The sequence below is a fragment of the Iamia sp. genome (assembly GCF_035575815.1).
Classification (GTDB): Bacteria; Actinomycetota; Acidimicrobiia; order Acidimicrobiales; family Iamiaceae; genus Iamia.
This window is the reverse complement of the sequence record NZ_DATLXO010000177.1, coordinates 1-15,806: the sequence shown is the minus strand read 5'-3', so window position 1 is coordinate 15,806 and position 15,806 is coordinate 1. Positions and strand designations below refer to the sequence as shown.

General features: G+C 73.5%; 16 protein-coding genes and 1 riboswitch. Of the genes, 7 read left to right on the top strand and 9 right to left on the bottom strand.

Annotation, left to right across the window (positions count from 1 at the left end):
• Nucleotides 1-62: 62 nt before the first annotated feature.
• A complete protein-coding gene (locus VNL12_RS18175; protein WP_414654930.1) occupies nucleotides 63-1,436 on the bottom strand; it encodes a chloride channel protein in 1,374 nt (457 codons plus the stop codon).
• A 112-nt stretch (nucleotides 1,437-1,548) separates the two neighbouring features.
• Nucleotides 1,549-1,610: riboswitch (Fluoride riboswitch) on the bottom strand.
• 169 nt (nucleotides 1,611-1,779) lie between these two features.
• Between VNL12_RS18175 and VNL12_RS18170 the strand changes: the two genes are divergently transcribed.
• Together VNL12_RS18170 and VNL12_RS18165 are read left to right on the top strand one after the other, a co-directional pair.
• The gene (locus tag VNL12_RS18170; RefSeq protein ID WP_325596363.1) at nucleotides 1,780-2,370 is read left to right on the top strand and encodes a hypothetical protein; all 591 of its coding nucleotides are present in this window, start codon (nucleotides 1,780-1,782) and stop codon (nucleotides 2,368-2,370) included.
• A gap of 39 nt (nucleotides 2,371-2,409) precedes the next feature.
• Nucleotides 2,410-3,297 (top strand): thermonuclease family protein, encoded by an 888-nt coding sequence (locus VNL12_RS18165; RefSeq protein WP_325596362.1) that lies wholly within the window; start codon nucleotides 2,410-2,412, stop codon nucleotides 3,295-3,297.
• Between the two features lie 53 nt (nucleotides 3,298-3,350).
• Here the strand turns inward: VNL12_RS18165 and VNL12_RS18160 are convergent, their stop codons facing one another.
• Together VNL12_RS18160 and VNL12_RS18155 are read right to left on the bottom strand one after the other, a co-directional pair.
• Nucleotides 3,351-4,043 (bottom strand): ABC transporter ATP-binding protein, encoded by a 693-nt coding sequence (locus tag VNL12_RS18160; RefSeq protein ID WP_325596361.1) that lies wholly within the window; start codon nucleotides 4,041-4,043, stop codon nucleotides 3,351-3,353.
• On the bottom strand, nucleotides 4,040-5,821 hold the full coding sequence (locus VNL12_RS18155) for a hypothetical protein (protein WP_325596360.1): 1,782 nt from the start codon (nucleotides 5,819-5,821) through the stop codon (nucleotides 4,040-4,042). The genes VNL12_RS18160 and VNL12_RS18155 overlap by 4 nt, the downstream gene beginning before the upstream one ends.
• Nucleotides 5,822-5,967: 146 nt before the next feature.
• Between VNL12_RS18155 and VNL12_RS18150 the strand changes: the two genes are divergently transcribed.
• The 3 genes from VNL12_RS18150 (at nucleotide 5,968) to mce (ending at nucleotide 7,080) form a co-directional block, all read left to right on the top strand.
• Complete coding sequence (locus VNL12_RS18150; protein ID WP_325596359.1) at nucleotides 5,968-6,096, top strand: hypothetical protein; 129 nt, start codon at nucleotides 5,968-5,970, stop codon at nucleotides 6,094-6,096.
• Nucleotides 6,097-6,108: 12 nt separating this feature from the next.
• On the top strand, nucleotides 6,109-6,519 hold the full coding sequence (locus VNL12_RS18145) for an NYN domain-containing protein (RefSeq protein WP_325596358.1): 411 nt from the start codon (nucleotides 6,109-6,111) through the stop codon (nucleotides 6,517-6,519).
• Between the two features lie 90 nt (nucleotides 6,520-6,609).
• A complete protein-coding gene (gene mce / locus VNL12_RS18140) occupies nucleotides 6,610-7,080 on the top strand; it encodes a methylmalonyl-CoA epimerase (protein WP_325596357.1) in 471 nt (156 codons plus the stop codon).
• Nucleotides 7,081-7,110: 30 nt separating this feature from the next.
• Here the strand turns inward: mce and ccrA are convergent, their stop codons facing one another.
• Together ccrA and VNL12_RS18130 are read right to left on the bottom strand one after the other, a co-directional pair.
• Entirely contained in the window at nucleotides 7,111-8,451 is a 1,341-nt protein-coding gene (gene ccrA / locus VNL12_RS18135; RefSeq protein ID WP_325596356.1) for a crotonyl-CoA carboxylase/reductase, read from the bottom strand.
• A 64-nt stretch (nucleotides 8,452-8,515) separates the two neighbouring features.
• Nucleotides 8,516-10,879 (bottom strand): FG-GAP-like repeat-containing protein, encoded by a 2,364-nt coding sequence (locus VNL12_RS18130; RefSeq protein WP_325596355.1) that lies wholly within the window; start codon nucleotides 10,877-10,879, stop codon nucleotides 8,516-8,518.
• 282 nt (nucleotides 10,880-11,161) lie between these two features.
• On the opposite strand from VNL12_RS18130, the gene VNL12_RS18125 reads away from it, so the two are divergent.
• Nucleotides 11,162-12,013 (top strand): DivIVA domain-containing protein, encoded by an 852-nt coding sequence (locus tag VNL12_RS18125; protein ID WP_325596354.1) that lies wholly within the window; start codon nucleotides 11,162-11,164, stop codon nucleotides 12,011-12,013.
• A 91-nt stretch (nucleotides 12,014-12,104) separates the two neighbouring features.
• On the top strand, nucleotides 12,105-13,289 hold the full coding sequence (locus tag VNL12_RS18120) for an acetyl-CoA C-acyltransferase (RefSeq protein WP_325596353.1): 1,185 nt from the start codon (nucleotides 12,105-12,107) through the stop codon (nucleotides 13,287-13,289).
• Between the two features lie 203 nt (nucleotides 13,290-13,492).
• On the opposite strand, the gene VNL12_RS18115 is transcribed toward VNL12_RS18120, so the two are convergent.
• From VNL12_RS18115 to VNL12_RS18100, 4 genes are all read right to left on the bottom strand, one after another.
• Entirely contained in the window at nucleotides 13,493-13,732 is a 240-nt protein-coding gene (locus VNL12_RS18115) for a PaaI family thioesterase (protein ID WP_325596352.1), read from the bottom strand.
• Between the two features lie 265 nt (nucleotides 13,733-13,997).
• A complete protein-coding gene (gene recR, locus VNL12_RS18110) occupies nucleotides 13,998-14,603 on the bottom strand; it encodes a recombination mediator RecR (protein ID WP_325596351.1) in 606 nt (201 codons plus the stop codon).
• 44 nt (nucleotides 14,604-14,647) lie between these two features.
• The gene (locus VNL12_RS18105; RefSeq protein ID WP_325596350.1) at nucleotides 14,648-15,115 is read right to left on the bottom strand and encodes a YbaB/EbfC family nucleoid-associated protein; all 468 of its coding nucleotides are present in this window, start codon (nucleotides 15,113-15,115) and stop codon (nucleotides 14,648-14,650) included.
• A 42-nt stretch (nucleotides 15,116-15,157) separates the two neighbouring features.
• The coding region (locus tag VNL12_RS18100; RefSeq protein ID WP_325596349.1) for a hypothetical protein at nucleotides 15,158-15,806 on the bottom strand (649 nt) is incomplete at its 5' end.

The following is a 15,806-nucleotide window of genomic DNA, read 5'->3' as shown; positions in this document are numbered from 1 at the left end:
CGGTCCCGGGCGGGGCCCAGGGGGCCCAGGGGCCTCCTACCCGCCGCCACAGGGCGTGACGCTCACTCCCGCGTGGGCGAGTCGGGCCGGCCCCTCGATCGCCACCACCCCTTCGACGGGCCGAGCTCGGTCGGCGGCGCCACCTTGCGGCGCGGGACGGCGCGCACCCACCGCCGGTCCTCGACCACCAGCGCACCGCCGTCGGCGACGTCGGCGGCAACCTGACCCTTGCGCGACGCGACCCGCTGGCGGCCGTAGATGCTGCGGTGCCCGCTGGCGACGTAGGCGACCACGCACCCCACGGCGTAGAGCACCAGGGCACCGGGGCCAAAGAGCTCCACGCCCATGATCGTGCAGGCCAACGGCGTGTTCGTGGCCCCGGCGAAGACCGCCACCACCCCGACGGCGGCCAGCACGGGCACCGGTACGTCGAGCACCCCGGCGAGGGTCACGCCGAGGGTCGCCCCGATGACGAACAGCGGGGTGACCTCGCCCCCCTGGAAGCCCGAGCCCAGGGTGACAGCAGTGAAGAGCAGCTTGAGAGCGAAGGCTCCGTCGCCGACCCCGGCACCACCGGCCAGCGCATCGGAGAGCAGCGGAAGCGAGAGGCCGAGGTAGTCGCGGCTGCCGACGGCCAGCGTGAGGCCGATCACCAGCACGCCGCCCACCACCGGGCGCGCCGGAGCCCAGGTGATCCGGGTGGCTGCGAGCCCTTTGAGGGCGTGCACCAGCGCGGCGAAGACCGCGCTCACGAGACCGAAGACGATGCCGGCCAGGGCCACCTTGGCGACCAGCCCCGCGCTCAGCTCCACCGTCGGCAGCTGCGGGTAGGCGGTGTGGCCGACGCCCACGCCCCGCACCACGAGATCACCGACCACGCTGGCGGCGAGCGCGGGCACCAGGGCGTCGTAGCGGAGGCGGCCCACGGCCTGGACCTCGAGCCCGAAGACGGCGCCGGCCAGGGGGACCCCGAACACCGAGCCGAAGCCTCCGGCGATGGCCGCGATCAGCAGCACCCGGCGGTCGGCGGGCCCGAGGCGCAGCGCCCGGGCCAGGACGTCGGTGAGGCTCCCCGACATTCCGATGGCCGTGCCCTCGCGCCCGGCCGAGCCCCCGAAGAGGTGGGTGACGAGCGTGCCGAGGAGCACCAGCGGGGCCATGCGGCGCGGCACCCAGGCCGTCGGCTCGTGGATCTCGTCGAGGATCAGGTTGTTGCCGCCCGCCACCCGTCCCCCCAGCTGGTGGTAGGCCAGGCCGATCACCAGGCCAGCCAGCGGCAAACCGAACAGCAGGCCCGGGTGCTCGGTCCGCACGGCCGTCACCTCGCCGAGGGCCCACAGGAACCCCGCCGAGGCGAGGCCCGCGACCACGCCGACGACGCACCCCAGGCCGACCCAGCGCAACAGGTGAGCGGCGAGGGCCAGCTGATCAGCCAGCTCGACCCGCCCCTGGGCCCACGGCCGGGGTGGAGCGTCTGCGGTGCCGTCGGTCTCGTCCACGATGGTCCTCCTCGCGCCGGCGACGACCGGTGACGGCCGTCGATCGGTTGGTGAAGTAGGAACCATCAGCCCCGAGGGGCGGTTTCGGCGAGTCCCATCGCCGTCGGGGCGCAGCGTACCGCCCCGCTCGGGCGGGGTCCACGAGCTGTCCTCCTCCCGGGAGCGGGTTCGGCGTGGCGTCGACGTCGGTCCCCGAGCCGAGAGCTCAATCGTCCACCCCGGCGGTGGACGCCCGCACCATGGCCGACCGAGATCGACGGTTGCCGCCTACCGTGGCGGCGTGCAGGTGCAGGCCCGGTACGGTGAACCCATCGCCCGCGGTGAGGTCACCGTGTTGTTCCGTCGGTGGAAGCGGTGCCAGGTCGTCGCCGGGCACACCTATCGCACGGCTGCCGGTCGGCTCGACGTCACCACCGTCACCGCGATCGACCCGGCCACGATCGCCGATGCCGATGCGCACCGAGCGGGTGTCGCCGACGCCGATGCCGTACGGGCCGAGCTCCGCGGTGAGGAGGCACACCCCACGTACCGCATCGAGGTCCGCGCTGCGGTCGGACCCGACGCGCGTGCGGCGCTGGCGGCCGACGCGACCCTGACCGATGACGAGGTGGCGGAGATCGACCGCCGCCTCGACCGCCTCGACCGGGCCAGTGCCCACGGCGCCTGGACGACAGCGACGCTCGACCTGGTCGCGGCGCGACCGGCCACGTTGGCCGCCGAGCTGGCGGCGTCGGTCGGGCGCGAGCGCGACCCGTTCAAGCTCGATGTCCGCAAGCTGAAGAACCTGGGGCTCACCGAGAGCCTGCGGGTGGGCTACCGCCTCTCGCCCCGGGGCCGGGCGTACCGGGCCCGCACCTCGAGAGCCCGGTGACCATCGGGGTGTCGCACCCGGCGCCTACCCTGCAGGCCCATGGGGAGCAAGGGGGTCATGGGGCGGCGTGTGGGGCGCGGACGGGTGGCCGTCGGGCTCCTCGCCGCCCTCATGCTGCTCGTGGGCTGCGCCTCCGTCGACGAGGACGCCGTCGGCGACACCTCCGCCCCCGACACCACATCCGCACCGTCGCCGACTGAGAGCACCGAGGACCCCGAGGACCCCGAGGGCACCGAGGGCACCGAGGACACGGACCCGCCGGCGGCCGCGTCGTCGAGCCCGACGCCGAGTGGAGCCGAGGACCTGCCCGAGGGGCGGGACCTCGTCGTCACGAGCATCACCGACGGCGACACCTTCCGGATCGGCGACGAGCGGGTGCGTCTGATCGGCGTCGACACGCCCGAGGTGTCCGGCGGCGTGGAGTGCTTCGGTCGCGAGGCCACCGACGCCCTCGACCAGCTCATCCCACCCGGGACCGAGGTGCGCCTGGTGGCCGACGTGGAACCCCTCGATCGCTACGACCGCACCCTGGCCTACGTCTACCGGGTCTCCGACGGCGCCTTCGTCAACCTCGCCCTGGCGCACGACGGCTACGCCCAGCCCCTGACCATCCCGCCCAACGTGGCCCACGAGGACGCCTTCGCGGACGCCGCGGCCGAGGCCCGCGACGCCGACCGGGGCCTGTGGTCGGCGTGTGAGACCGACGACGCGCCCGAGCCGTCGACCTCGTCGACCACGACGCCGCCCGGCCCCGGTTCTGCCGGGGGCGAAGGCTGTGAACCCGCCTACCCGGATGTGTGCATCCCCCCGTCACCGCCGGACCTGGACTGCGGCGACATCCCCGACCGGGACCGGGATTTCGTGGTCCTCCCACCGGACCCCCACCGCTTCGACAGCAACGGTGACGGGCGGGGCTGCGAGGGCTGAGTCACGCAGTCGGGTGCCGATCGACCGCGGGTCGGTGGGCGGTGAACCGTCGATCAGCCGCCGACCAGGCGCAGGACGTCGGCCGGGGTCGCGGTGCCGTCGAAGACGACCTCACCATCGCGCAGGGCGACGGTGCGGTCGACCCGCTCGACGAACTCGGCGTCGTGGGTGGCCACCACCACCGCGGCACCGTCGGCGTGGACCTCGTCGAGCAGCTCGAGCAGTGACCGTCGCCCCGGGGCGTCGAGGCCCACGAAGGGCTCGTCGACCAGCAGCAGCGAGAACGGGCGGGCCAGGCCCAGCAGCAGCGACGCCTTCTGGCGGAGACCGCGGCTGAAGCGGCTGGGCAGGTCGTCGAGGCGCTCTGCGAGCCCCAGGCGCTCGGCGACCGACTCGGCGTAGTCGTCGAAGCCGTCCCCTCCGAAGAGGCGCGACACGTACTCGACGTGCTCGAACACCGAGAGGTCGTCGTAGAGCACCGGGTCGTCGGGCAGGTACGACGTGGTGGCCCGAGCCTGGACCTCACCCCCGGCCCACCCCGCGATCTCGACCGACCCGCCGTCGGCGTCGAGCAGGCCGGCCACGACGCGCAGCAGCGTCGACTTCCCCGACCCGTTGTGGCCCACGAGGGCGACCTTCTCCCCCGGGGCCACCGAGAGGTCGACGGGACCGAGGGCGGGCACGCCGCCGTAGGCGCGGTGCACCTGCTCGACCAACAGGGCCGGGAAGTCGGCAGGGGTGCTCATCGTCGATCGTCCTCCTCGGAACCGTCCTCGGCCCGGTCGTCGGCGCCATCCTCAGCGTCGTCGTCGTTCTCGACAGCACCGTCGTCACCGTCAGCCTCGTCGTCGTCCGTCGTCGACCGGGAGGCGGCGCTGGCCTCCATGGCGTCGACCCACCACTGGCGGATCGCCTCGCGCTGGTGCACCCAGCCGACCACCAGCAGAACGACGAACCCGACTGCGCCCCACGCCGGGGCGGCGACGCCGAACGCCGGGCGGCCGGCGTCCACGTCGGCGGCGACGACGAGCAGCGGCACGGCCCCGAGAACCGCCAGGATCGGGGGCCAGGCGGTACGCAGGATCATCTTGGTGCCCGCCACCTCCGGCGCGATGAGGGTCAGCTGGTCGTTCTGCGACGGTGCCCCGCTGACCACGCTGAAGATGGCCCCGGCCGCACCGGTGAGAGCGGTGGCCACCCCGGCGACGAGGCCGGCCGCGACCGGCACCTGCCCCGACCCGGGGGCGATGGCGACCGCCCCCGCGACGAGCCCGAGGATGATCGCCAGCACCGCGGAGGGGGCCATGAGGCGCAGGTAGAGGTCGCCTTCGGCGTCGCGGTACAGCGACCGCCGGCTCGGGTGGTCGACCTCCTGGGCCAGCGGCTCGACCACGTCGAGGCCGGCGACCCAGAACCCGAGCCCGGCCCCCGCGACGAGCGGCGCCGTCCCGCCCCAGACGCCGCGCAGGGCGCCCCCGGCGGCGACGGCGAGCAGGACCAGGCGCACGACGCGGGTCACGGGGAACCGCAGCAGGCCGTGCCAGCCCCGGCGCCAACCGGGCCGGCGCGAGGGGCGTCGGCCGAGGCGCACCAGGGGCCGGTCGCGTGGCTGGTCGGCGGCGAGCTGGCGGCGCAGGACCAACACGGTGCGGATGTCCTGCAGGGTGGCGGCGAAGCGGATCTGGCCGACGAGTGCGGTGCGGCGCTCGGCCGCCTCGATCGACAGCCCGCCCACACCGACGAGGCCCACCGCCAGGAGCGCGGCGGCCACCAGCACCGCCCCCGCGGCAGCCACGTGCAGGCCGAGAGGGGCGAGCGCCAGCCAGCCCACGGCCCGTCCGGGTGAGGCCGGGACGGCCGCGCCGGCGATCTCGACCCCAGCGACGTCGAGCGCTGACCAGGCGATGAGGGTGGCCCCGAACGCGGTGGCCAGCGGACGGGGCACCCGGTGCCCGCTGGTGACCAGGGCGGCCCCGAGGCTGAGGGCGACGAGCGTGGCGGCGGCGAGGGCTCCAGCCGCGATCCACGCCGGCGCCGCCTCCGGGAAGCGCTGGTCGGCGAAGCGCCCGATGGCGGCCCCGGCGAGCAGGGCGACGAAGAGCCCGGAGCGCACCTGGCGCAGGGCCGGGCGCCGCAGGGCCCGTCCCCGGTCGACCGGGGCGAGCAGGATGTGGCGGACGTCGCCGGGCTCCACGGCCAGGGGCCCGCCGCGGCTTCCCGACCGCAGGCCCACGGCCACGGCGATTGCGGCGAGGAGGCCCACGACCGCCGGACCGTGACCGGTGACGTCGTCGACCTGGGCGGCGGTGAGCGGCGTGTCGCCGATCGAACCGGCCACCAGGGCCACCGAGATGGTGCCGAGGAGGGCCGCCACGTACACCCGGTACAGCGCGTCGACCCAGTGGACCTGGGCCACCCGCCGCCGCCGCCGGACCCGGCGCAGGGCCTCGAGGTGAGCGGGGTCGACGGGTAGGTCATCGACGGGCGCGTCCTCGTCGGAGGTCACGACGGCATCCGCAGGCACGACCGCCGACGCTAAGCCCCCGCCGGGCACCCCTCCCAGCCACTGCCGAGCGGCGGCCCCTGATGGCCGCGGCCGCGGCGTCCCTCGCCGAGCCGCTCGGGCGGCCGACCGGGCCCTCGCGGCGACCCCTCCTAGATTGGCGGCCCGTGGCCGCCTCCCCGCCAACCCAGCCCTCGTCAACGTTGCGGGCCGCTACCAAAGAGATGCACGTGGTCGCCGACTCGGTGATCGCCCGGAAGCTCGACGGCGATCGCGACGCCGACACCGAGGCCTGAAGCGACGGCGCCGTGCTCTGGGTCGTCGACGGCAACAACGTCATGGGGGCCGGAGCCGACGGGTGGTGGAACGACCCGTCAGCCGCCGCCGTGCGCCTGACCCAGGCCGTGGCGGAGTGGTGCCGCACCCACGACGCCGCCGTGGTCGTCGTGTTCGACGGCCGGCCCGAGGAGCGGCTCTCCGAGCTCGGCGGCGGCAACCTGGCGGTCGACTTCGCCCGACGCTCCGGGCGCGACGCGGCCGATGACCGCATCGTCGAGGTGGTCGAGGACCGGTTCGGTCGCGAGCGCGACATCACCATCGTCACCTCCGACAAGGGTCTGGTCGCCCGCCTCCCGCCGGGGGTCGCGACCGAGGGGGCGGGGCGGTTCCGGGAGCGCATCGGGCAGCCGGGCCGGGGCAGTCGCCGGTCGGGGGGCTGACGGCGCCGCGCCCGGCTGGCACGGGCGGCGTGGGCGTGCCACGTTGGGGCCACGCCGGGATCCCACGCCCTGCGTACCGGAGGACACCCGATGCTCACCGCCAAGAACCCCAACGAGTCCGATCGCGAGGCCGACGCCGCGTCCGCCGGTGAGGTCCAGCCCATGCTCATCGAGATCGACCACATCGCCATTGCCGTGCACGACCTGGGCGACGCCATCGACTCCTACCGTGACGCCTTCGGCGCCGTGGTCGACCACCGCGAGGTCGTCGACAGCGACGGGGTCGAGGAGGCCCTGCTGAAGGTGGCCGAGAGCTACGTGCAGCTCCTCGCCCCGACCCGCGACGACTCGCCGGTCGCCACGTACCTGGAGAAGAAGGGCGAGGGCCTCCACCACATCGCCTACCGGGTCGACGACTGCGCCACCGTGCTCGAGCACCTGAAGGCCCAGGGCCACAGGGTCATCGACGAGGTGCCGCGCCCGGGCAGCCGCGGCACCACCGTTGCCTTCGTGCACCCCAAGGCGATCCACGGCACGTTGATCGAGCTCGTCCAGGAGTAGTCCCGCCGGGCCCCGATCAGGCCCAGGCGGTCATGCGCCCTGGCGGCGGAACAGGGTGATCTTGTCCTCGCCCACCTTCTCGCGGAGCTCCGGGTCATCGATGCCGAGGCCCTCAGTGGGGGCGAGGCACAGCACGCCGACCTTGCCCTCGACCTCGTTGCGGTGGACGGCCAGCGCCGCGTCGCCGACCTCGGTCAGCGGGTGGACCCGGCTGAGCAGCGGCTGGACCTTTCCCTCGCACACGAGCCGGTTCGCCTCCCATGCCTCGCGGTAGTTGGCGAAGTGAGAGCTGACGATGCTCTTCAGCTTCATCCACAGGTGGCGGTTGTCGTATTCGATCATGTAGCCGCTGGTCGCCGCGCAGGTGACGATCTTGCCGCCCCGGGCGGTGACGAACACCGACGCGCCCATGGTGGAGCGGCCCGGGTGCTCGAAGACGATGTCGGGGTCGCGCCCGATGAGGCCGCGGATGTCCTTGCCCAGACGCCGCCACTCCTTCTCGTCCTGGGTGTGCTCGTCGGCCCAGAACGCGTAGCCGGCGGCCTTGCGGTCGATGGTGTGCTCACACCCCATGGCGTTGAGCAGCGCGGCGCGCTCGGGGGAGGACACCACGCCCACCGGCGTGCCCCCACCGTTCAGCACGTACTGGGTGGCGTAGCCGCCGATGCCGCCGGTGGCCCCCCAGACCAGGACGGCGTCGCCCTGCTTCATGCCCGCCGCGTGCTGCGAGACGATCATGCGGTAGGCGGTGGAGTTGCACAGGGCGTTGCACGCGGACTCCTCCCACGTGAGGTGGGTGGGCTTGGGCATGAGCTGGTTGGCCTTCACCACCGTGAGGTCGGCCAGGCCGCCGAAGTTGGTCTCGAAACCCCAGATCCGCTGGTTCGAGGCGAGCATCGAGTCGTTGTGGGCCGAGGGGTCCTGGTCGTCGACGTGGTTGCAGTGGATCGTGACCTTGTCGCCCGGCTTCCAGTTGCGCACCGCGGAGCCGACACCGACCACGACACCCGCGCCGTCGGAGCCGACGATGTGCTCGTCACGGCTGTGGCGGGCGCCCCACACCGACTCGCGGGCCAGGCGATCGAGGAAGCCGAAGGTGGGCAGCGGCTCGAAGATCGAGGTCCAGACCGTGTTGAAGTTGATGGCCGAGGCCATGACCGCCACGTAGACCTCGTCGGGGGCCAGCTCGGGGGTGGCGACCTCGTCGACGTGCAGCGACTTGCGCGGGTCCTTCTCCTCGGAGGCCACCCCGTCCCACATGCCGGTCTCGTCGCGCCGGACGAAGGCGGCCCGGTAGGACTCGGGGATGGCGAGACCGGCGATGTCGTCGCCCGAGGCTCCGGACGAGATGGCGTTCAAGATCTCCTGCATGGGCGGGAAGCCTAGGCGCCCCTCCCGGCCCCGCCCCAAGGGCCGAGGGCGCCCGGCCGGTGGGTCAGGGACCGAGGAACGAGGTGCCGCCCCAGACGAACTCGAGGGCTCCGGTCGACGGCGTCGACCACAGCAGGTCGTCGCGGCCGTCGTCGTCGAAGTCGCCGATCACGGGCTCGGGGGAGCCGTCGACCTGGAAGTCCCGGGAGCGGTGGCTGCGGTCGCCCTCGAAGTCCCAGCGGCGACCCGAGTTCGACCCGGCGTGGCCGATCACCTCGTCGCGCCCGTCGCCGTCGACGTCGCCCACCGCACCGGTGAGCTCGGCACCGATGTCGGTGGGCTGCGAGGAGAAGCGGCGTTCGCGCTCGGCCCACCACAGGCGGCCGGGGGAGGTCCCCGATCCGACCCAGATCAGGTCGTCGCGGCCGTCGCCGTCGAGGTCACCGACGAGCGGTCGGTCGAGGTCCGGCGTCGACACCGAGGTGGTGGAGAACGTGCGGTCCGCTCGGCCCCACCAGATGAGGTCGTCCCCCGGCCCCGTCTGGTGCCAGAGGATGTCGGCCCGGCCGTCGCCGTCGAAGTCGCCCGCCACCGGCTCGTGGGTGCCCGGCGGGGGTCGGACGCCGACGTTGACCGGGTTGCCGGTCGGCGAGGTCCACCACATCCGGCTGATCTGATCGGGCTGGTACCAGACGATGTCGGCCCGGCCGTCGCCGTCGAAGTCCCCCGACACCGGGCGGGTCGAGTCCGGGGCGTCCTGGCGGCGGTAGACGGTGCGACGCCGGTTTCCGGCCAGGAACGACACCTGCATGTCGGGCGCGGTGCCGGGTGCGAAGAAGGTGAGGTCGTCGTGGCCGTCGCCGTCGAGGTCCGAGGCGATCGGTGTGGTGCTGGGCACCCCCCACGGCGGGCGGGACGGCCGGTCCGGGGCGGCGGGCTGCGCGCCGGGGCCGTCGGGGTTCACGATCGCGATCACCTCGGTGTCGAACTCGAGCCCGCTGCGGTAGCTGCCGCGCATCCAGATGAGGGCCCAGTTCCCGTCGCGGGGGTTGGGCACGATCGGCCGCACGTTGTCCTCGCGGGAGTCGCGCGTGACCGCGGTCCAGGTCCACGTGGCGCCGCCGTCGGTGGTGCGTCCCTCGTAGATCTCGTGGTGCACCTTGCCGTCGGCCGCTGAGCGCAGGAGCTCACCGGTCGCGGGGTGGGAGTCGGTCGAGAGGAACACCCGGTCGGGGTCCGACGGGTCGATGGTGCTGAGGCCGGTGTAGTGGACCTGGTCGCCGACCTCGGCTCCCGCATCGCCCATCAGCCGTTGCTGCCAGGCGGTGCCGTCCCAGCGGGCGTAGCGCGCCTCGTGGCGCCGGTAGCGGAACTCGCGCCGGGGATGACCGGGGACGGTGGTCGAGAACGTGACCACCGGGTTCCCGTTGGCGTCAAGGGCGATGTCGGACCCCCACGCATCGGTCTGGCGGTCGGCGCGGGCCGCCGTGCCCGAGAAGACCAGGGAGAGGTCGACCGGGTCGACCGGGTCGCCGAGGGTGGCGAGCCGGGTGCCGTCGGGGCGGTGGATGGCGTCGTCCTCGATGTAGCCCCCGTAGAGCGAGGTGCCGTCGAAGTTGGCCGGGTGCCCGTTGGTGATGACGAACGAGATGCGCTTCTGACCGTCGGAGACCATGCGGATGTAGGCGCGGAAGGGGGTGAAGATGCGCCCCCGGTTGGTCCAGGTCCGGCCCTGGTCGTCGCTGGTGATCAGGTGCAGTGTCTCTCCCGCGCTGCGGAAGATGTTGTAGACCCGGCCCCGACCGTCGTTCTCCTGGGCCAGGAACGCCAGGTTCGAGTAGGTGACCCCGGAGTTGCGCCCCAGGGCGCCGTCGTAGGCCGCGGCCTCAGGCCGCAGCATCGGCGGGTCGGGCACCCACCCGAGGCCCTCCTCCTCGAGGTTCGCCTGGTAGATGTTGGGATCCGAGGAGTGGCTCGTGGCCAGGGCCAGGGTGCGCTCGGGCAGCTCGAGGAGGGCCGCCGCGTTGTGGTCATCGGAGGCCAGGCCCTTGCGCACGACGTCGGTCCACGTGGCGTCGGTGCGCAGATCGAGGCTGGTGACCTCGGTGCCCCCATCGCGCGCCTCGCCGTCGGTGCCGGTGCGGTCGGCGACGCTGGTCACCATCAGCCGACCGTCACGGGTGAAGATCGCCCGCTCGTCCTGGAACCAGCTCCAGGCTCCGTTGTCGTTCAGGAGGGTCACCGGCGCGTCGGCCAGGGGCGAGGAGGCGCCGGCCGCCGACGGTTCCGGTCCGTCGGGGGACTCGGATCCGGGCGCGTTCGCGGTGAGGTGGGCGACGAGCAAGGCGGCGACGACGGCGCCCACACCGATGCCCCCTGCGAGGACGCTCCGTCTGCGACCCCCCGTCGGGGTCCAGGGCGTGGGCACGACGCCCAAGGGTAGGAGGTGCCCCCGCCGTTGTCCGGGCGGGCGCCGCCGGTGCCATCACGCGGGGCGCGCCGGGTCGCCCGTCGCCCATCGTCTCCAGCGCCCGGCGCGCGCCGCCCTACCCCCTCGACCGGATCAGCCCTACCATGGGGGCGTGACCGTGGCGCGAATGGAGGGGCCAAACCCTCACATCCCGGTCCCTTGGGGCCGATCACCAGTCGTGTCACCTCGGTGGCGTTCGTCAGACCGCCCGAGGCGGGCCGCACGACTTCAGGGAGAGACATGACCGGCAACGAGACCCGACTGGGACCCGACGACCTCGTCGGGCGAGACTTCGCCATCGGCCTGCGCGGCTACGACCGCGACGAGGTGGACACCTTCCTGGCCCAGGCCGCCGACGCATGGCGGGCATCGATGTCGTCCGCCCCGCCGATCAACGGCCTGTCGTCGTCTGCCATGGCCGCGCTGGCTGAGGCCGACGGTCCGGAGCCCGCGGGCGCGGCACCGTCGGGCGACGAGGCGGTCGACCCCTTTGTGGCACCGGTCGCCTCCGACCCCTTCGCCGCACCGGTCGCCCCTCCGAGCGATCAGCCGGCAGAGCCTGCGCTCTTCGAGCCGGTCGTCGTCGAGGAGCCCGCCCCGGCCGCCGAGCCCGAGCCGGCCCCGGCCCCCACCGCCGCTCCGGCGACCGACGGCGTCGTCGTGGTCACCCGCGCCGAGGCCGACCGCGACCGCACGGCCGCCTACGCCGAGCGCAAGGCCGCCGAGCTCGACCGGGCTCAGGCCCGCACCGAGCTGGCCCAGGCCCAGGAAGATGCGCTCCACGTCGTCGACCAGGCGCAGCGCCGGGCCGATGTCATGCTCACCGGTGCCCGCGACAACGCCCGGTCGGAGGCCGAGGCCGTCCTCGAGGACGCCCGGTCCCGCCTGACCCCGCTGCTCGAGGAGGAGCGCGCCGTGCGCGCCCGCCTCACCCGCATCCGCAGCGAGCTCGACGCCATCACCAGCGGCGGCACCGAGGCACGGGCGCCGGAGCTCCCTGATGCGGCCGCCGTGGTCACCGCCACCGAGGACTCCCCCGAGACCCCCGAGGCCCCGTTCCCCGTCGGCTACGGCTCGGTCTCGGTCGGCTAGCAGCCGCACCCGGCTCGGCCATTGGGCGGGCGATCCGGGCTCCCCGTAGGCTCGGGTCGTCAAACAGCCGTCTGCCTCCACGGGAGTCCCCATGGCCGGATCCGTCATCCTCAGCGGTGCCCGCACCCCGATCGGGAAGCTGTCCGGGGCCTTCGCCTCCTTCAGCGCCACCGACCTCGGGGCCAAGGCCATTCGCGCCGCCCTCGAGCGCGCCGGGGTGCCGGCCGAGGAGGTCGACTACGTGTTCATGGGGCAGGTGCTGCAGGCCGGCGCCGGCCAGATCACCGCCCGCCAGGCCGCCGCCGGGGCCGGCATCCCCATGACCGTGCCCGCGACCACCATCAACAAGGTGTGCCTCAGCGGTCTCAGCTCGATCTTCCTGGCCGACCTGCTGATCCAGTCCGGCCAGGCCGACATCGTGGTCGCCGGCGGCATGGAGTCGATGACCAGCGCCCCCTACCTCCTCCCGGGGGCCCGGGCCGGCTACCGCATCGGTGACCAAAAAGTCGTCGACTCGATGATGTACGACGGCCTCTTCTGCGCCTTCGACCAGGTGGCCATGGGGGCCGGCACCGAGAAGTACGCGGCCTCGGCCGAGATCGACCGGGCCCCACAGGACGACCTGGCGGCCGCCTCTCACCAGCGGGCGGCGGCGGCGGCCAAGAACGGCCTCTTCGATGAGGAGATCGTGGCGGTGGAGGTGCCCCAGCGCAAGGGTGACCCGGTCGTCGTCGGCACCGACGAGGGCGTCCGGGGCGAGACCACGGCCGACAGCCTGGGCAAGCTGCGCCCCGCCTTCGACAAGTCCGGCAACATCACCGCCGGCAACGCCAGCCAGATCAGCGACGGTGGCGCGGCAGTGATCGTCGCCTCGCGGGCCGCGGCCGAGCGCATCGGCACTGCGCCCCTCGGGGAGATCGTCGGCTACGGGCAGGTGGCCGGGCCCGACCCGTCGCTGCTGACCCAGCCCTCGCGCGCGATCCGCGACGCCCTCGGGCGCAGCGGCACCGACCTGGGCGACATCGAGCTCTTCGAGCTGAACGAGGCCTTCGCCGCGGTGGGCCTGGCCTCGATGGCCGATCTCGGCATCTCCGACGACGTGGTGAACGTCAACGGTGGCGCCATCGCCCTCGGCCACCCCGTCGGCATGTCCGGCACCCGACTGGCCCTCACGCTCCTCCTCGAGCTGGCCCGCCGGGGCGGCGGCCTCGGCGCCGCGGCGCTCTGCGGCGGCGGCGGGCAGGGCGATGCCCTGCTGGTGCGCACCGTCGCCTGATCGCGCTCCTCGATCACCAGGGCCCGCTCCACCCGGGTGTGGCTCCTCGGCGGGCGACCTTCGGAGGCACCCCCTCGGTGTGACCCTCGAGCAGCTCTCTCTGTCGCTGTTCTTCCCCGCAGATGTCACCACCGACGCGCTGCTGGCCGAGGCCGCAGCCGTCTCCGCCGCCGGTTGAGGAGCCGGGAAGCCGGGAGCCGGACTCAGGACATCGCCCGCAGGACGAGCTGGGTCTGGGTCACCTTGGCCACCAGTCGGGACTGGGCGGTGACCTCCGTCTCCACCACGATCGTCGTGGACCCGACGTGCAGGGCCTCTGCCGTCGCAACCACCTCACCGCCGCGGACACCACCCAGAAAGTTGGTCTTCGACTCCAAGGTTGAAGTGCCCAGACCACCGCGCGGCAAGCTCAAGGCTGTCGAGCCGTTGATCAGATCGGTCAACACCTGACCGCCGGCAACGCCAGCCAGCGCGCTCCTCGCTCACCCCTCTCACCTGATCGGGGAACCAATGTGTCACCGCCGGGGTGGCCGGGTACCGTCCTTCTCACGCCGGCGCACCCTCCCGGCACCCCTCGCTCGGGGCATCGCTTCCATCAACGGTGGGCCGGTTTGACCGCCCGCACCCGACTCGCCGGGAAGCGTTGCCCCGAGTGTCCGTTTCTCCGGTGATCCTGGTTCGGGTGATCCTGGCCGCTGGCAGACACAGTCAGTCGAGCACGTCTCGACGGCCCTCCAGGGCCCGGCCCAGGGTCAGTTCATCCGCGTACTCCAGGTCCCCGCCCACCGGCACGCCGCTGGCGATGCGGGTGACCCTGAGGGGGACGTCCTTCACCATCCGGGCGAGGTACATGGCGGTGGCCTCCCCCTCGACGTTGGGGTTCGTGCAGAGGATCAGCTCGGTGATGTCCTCGGCCCCGATGCGGGCGAAGAGCTCCTTCACCCGCAGCTGATCGGCGCCGATGCCCTCCAGCGGGTTCATGGCCCCGCCGAGCACGTGGTAGCGGCCCTTGAACTCGTGGGTCTTCTCGACGGCCACCACGTCACGAGGCTCCTCGACCACGCAGATGATCGACGGGTCGCGACGGTCGTCGTTGCAGATGTCGCACAGCGTGTCGGAGGCCACGTTGAAGCAGCGCTCGCACCACGACACCCGCGCCTTGGCCTCGGTGATGGCCGAGGCCAGCCGAAGGGCGTCGTCGCGAGGCAGCTTGAGGAGGTGGAAGGCAATGCGCTGGGCCGACTTGGGCCCGATGCCGGGCAGGCGGCCCAACTCGTCGACGAGGTCCTGGACCGGGCCGGTGTAGACGGCCATCGGCTGCGCTCAGCCCCCGCCGGAGGCGCGCCGGGGCGCGACGCTCACGCGCCGCCGCCGAGGAGGTCGCCCAGACCACCCATCGACTGCTCGCGGAGCTCGACGACGCGGGCGCTGGCATCGTGCAGGGCTGCGAGCACGAGGTCCTCGAGCATCGCCACGTCGGTCGGGTCGACCGCCGCAGGATCGATGGTGACCGATCGGAACTCACCGGTGCCGGTGACCGTGACGCGCACCGCGCCGCCCCCGGCCATGCCTTCGAGCACGGTCTCGGCCGCCGCCTCCTGGGCCGCCGCCATCTGCTGCTGCATCTGCGTGGCCTGCTCCATCAGGTTGCCGAGGTCGAGGCCCCCGCCGCCGAGCAGCTCCCCGAGGTCGAGGGCATCCTCGTCGCCTCCGAGGGGCCTCACGGGCGTCTCGTCGGCCCCGATCAGCTCGGCCGGGATCGAGGGCCCCGACGCGGTCGGCGCCGAGTCCTCGGCGTCGTCATCGGGGCGGGGGGCGTCAGACATGGATACGGCCTTTCGGGACGGTGGAGGGGAACGACGGGGCGGTCACGGGTCGACGACCCGGGCGCCGGGGAAGGCCTCGGTGACGCGGTCGACACCGGAGACTTGCTGGGTGGGCGCATCGACGAGGGCGTCCATGTCGATGGCCTCGGGCGCCTCGTCTGTCGCCGCCGACGAGGTCGGGTGCGCCAGGCCCGCTCCGACCGGCCCGGGACCGACATCGTCGCCTCCCACGACGAGCGAGAGGCGCTGGGGACGGCCGAACGCCTCGGCCAGGGCGGTCTCGACCTCCGACCGCTTCTGTGCGCAGCGGTCGAGGTGGGTCTGGTTCGGCAGTCCGATGGTGATCGACGCGTCGTCGGCCCCGGTGACCTGACCCAGCTTGTAGAGGGCCTTGGTCATGCCCTTGAGGCGGGGGATCACCTCATCGGCCCACACCTGTGTCGGGTCAGAGGCGGCGGCCATGGGAGCGGGCGGTGTGTCGTCGGGATCGCCGGGCGCGTCGTCTGCGGCTGCAGTGGGGGCGTCGGCCTCCTCGGCGGCGGGGGGCGCATCGTCTGCGGCGGAAGGCGAGGCGGCGGCGGTCGGAGCCGGCGGCGCGACGCGGGCCGGGGGCGGTGGTGCCGGGGCGGTGCGCGCCGGGGGCGGTGGGGCCGGGGGCATGGATCGACCCACCGCGGGGGTGGGCGTCGAT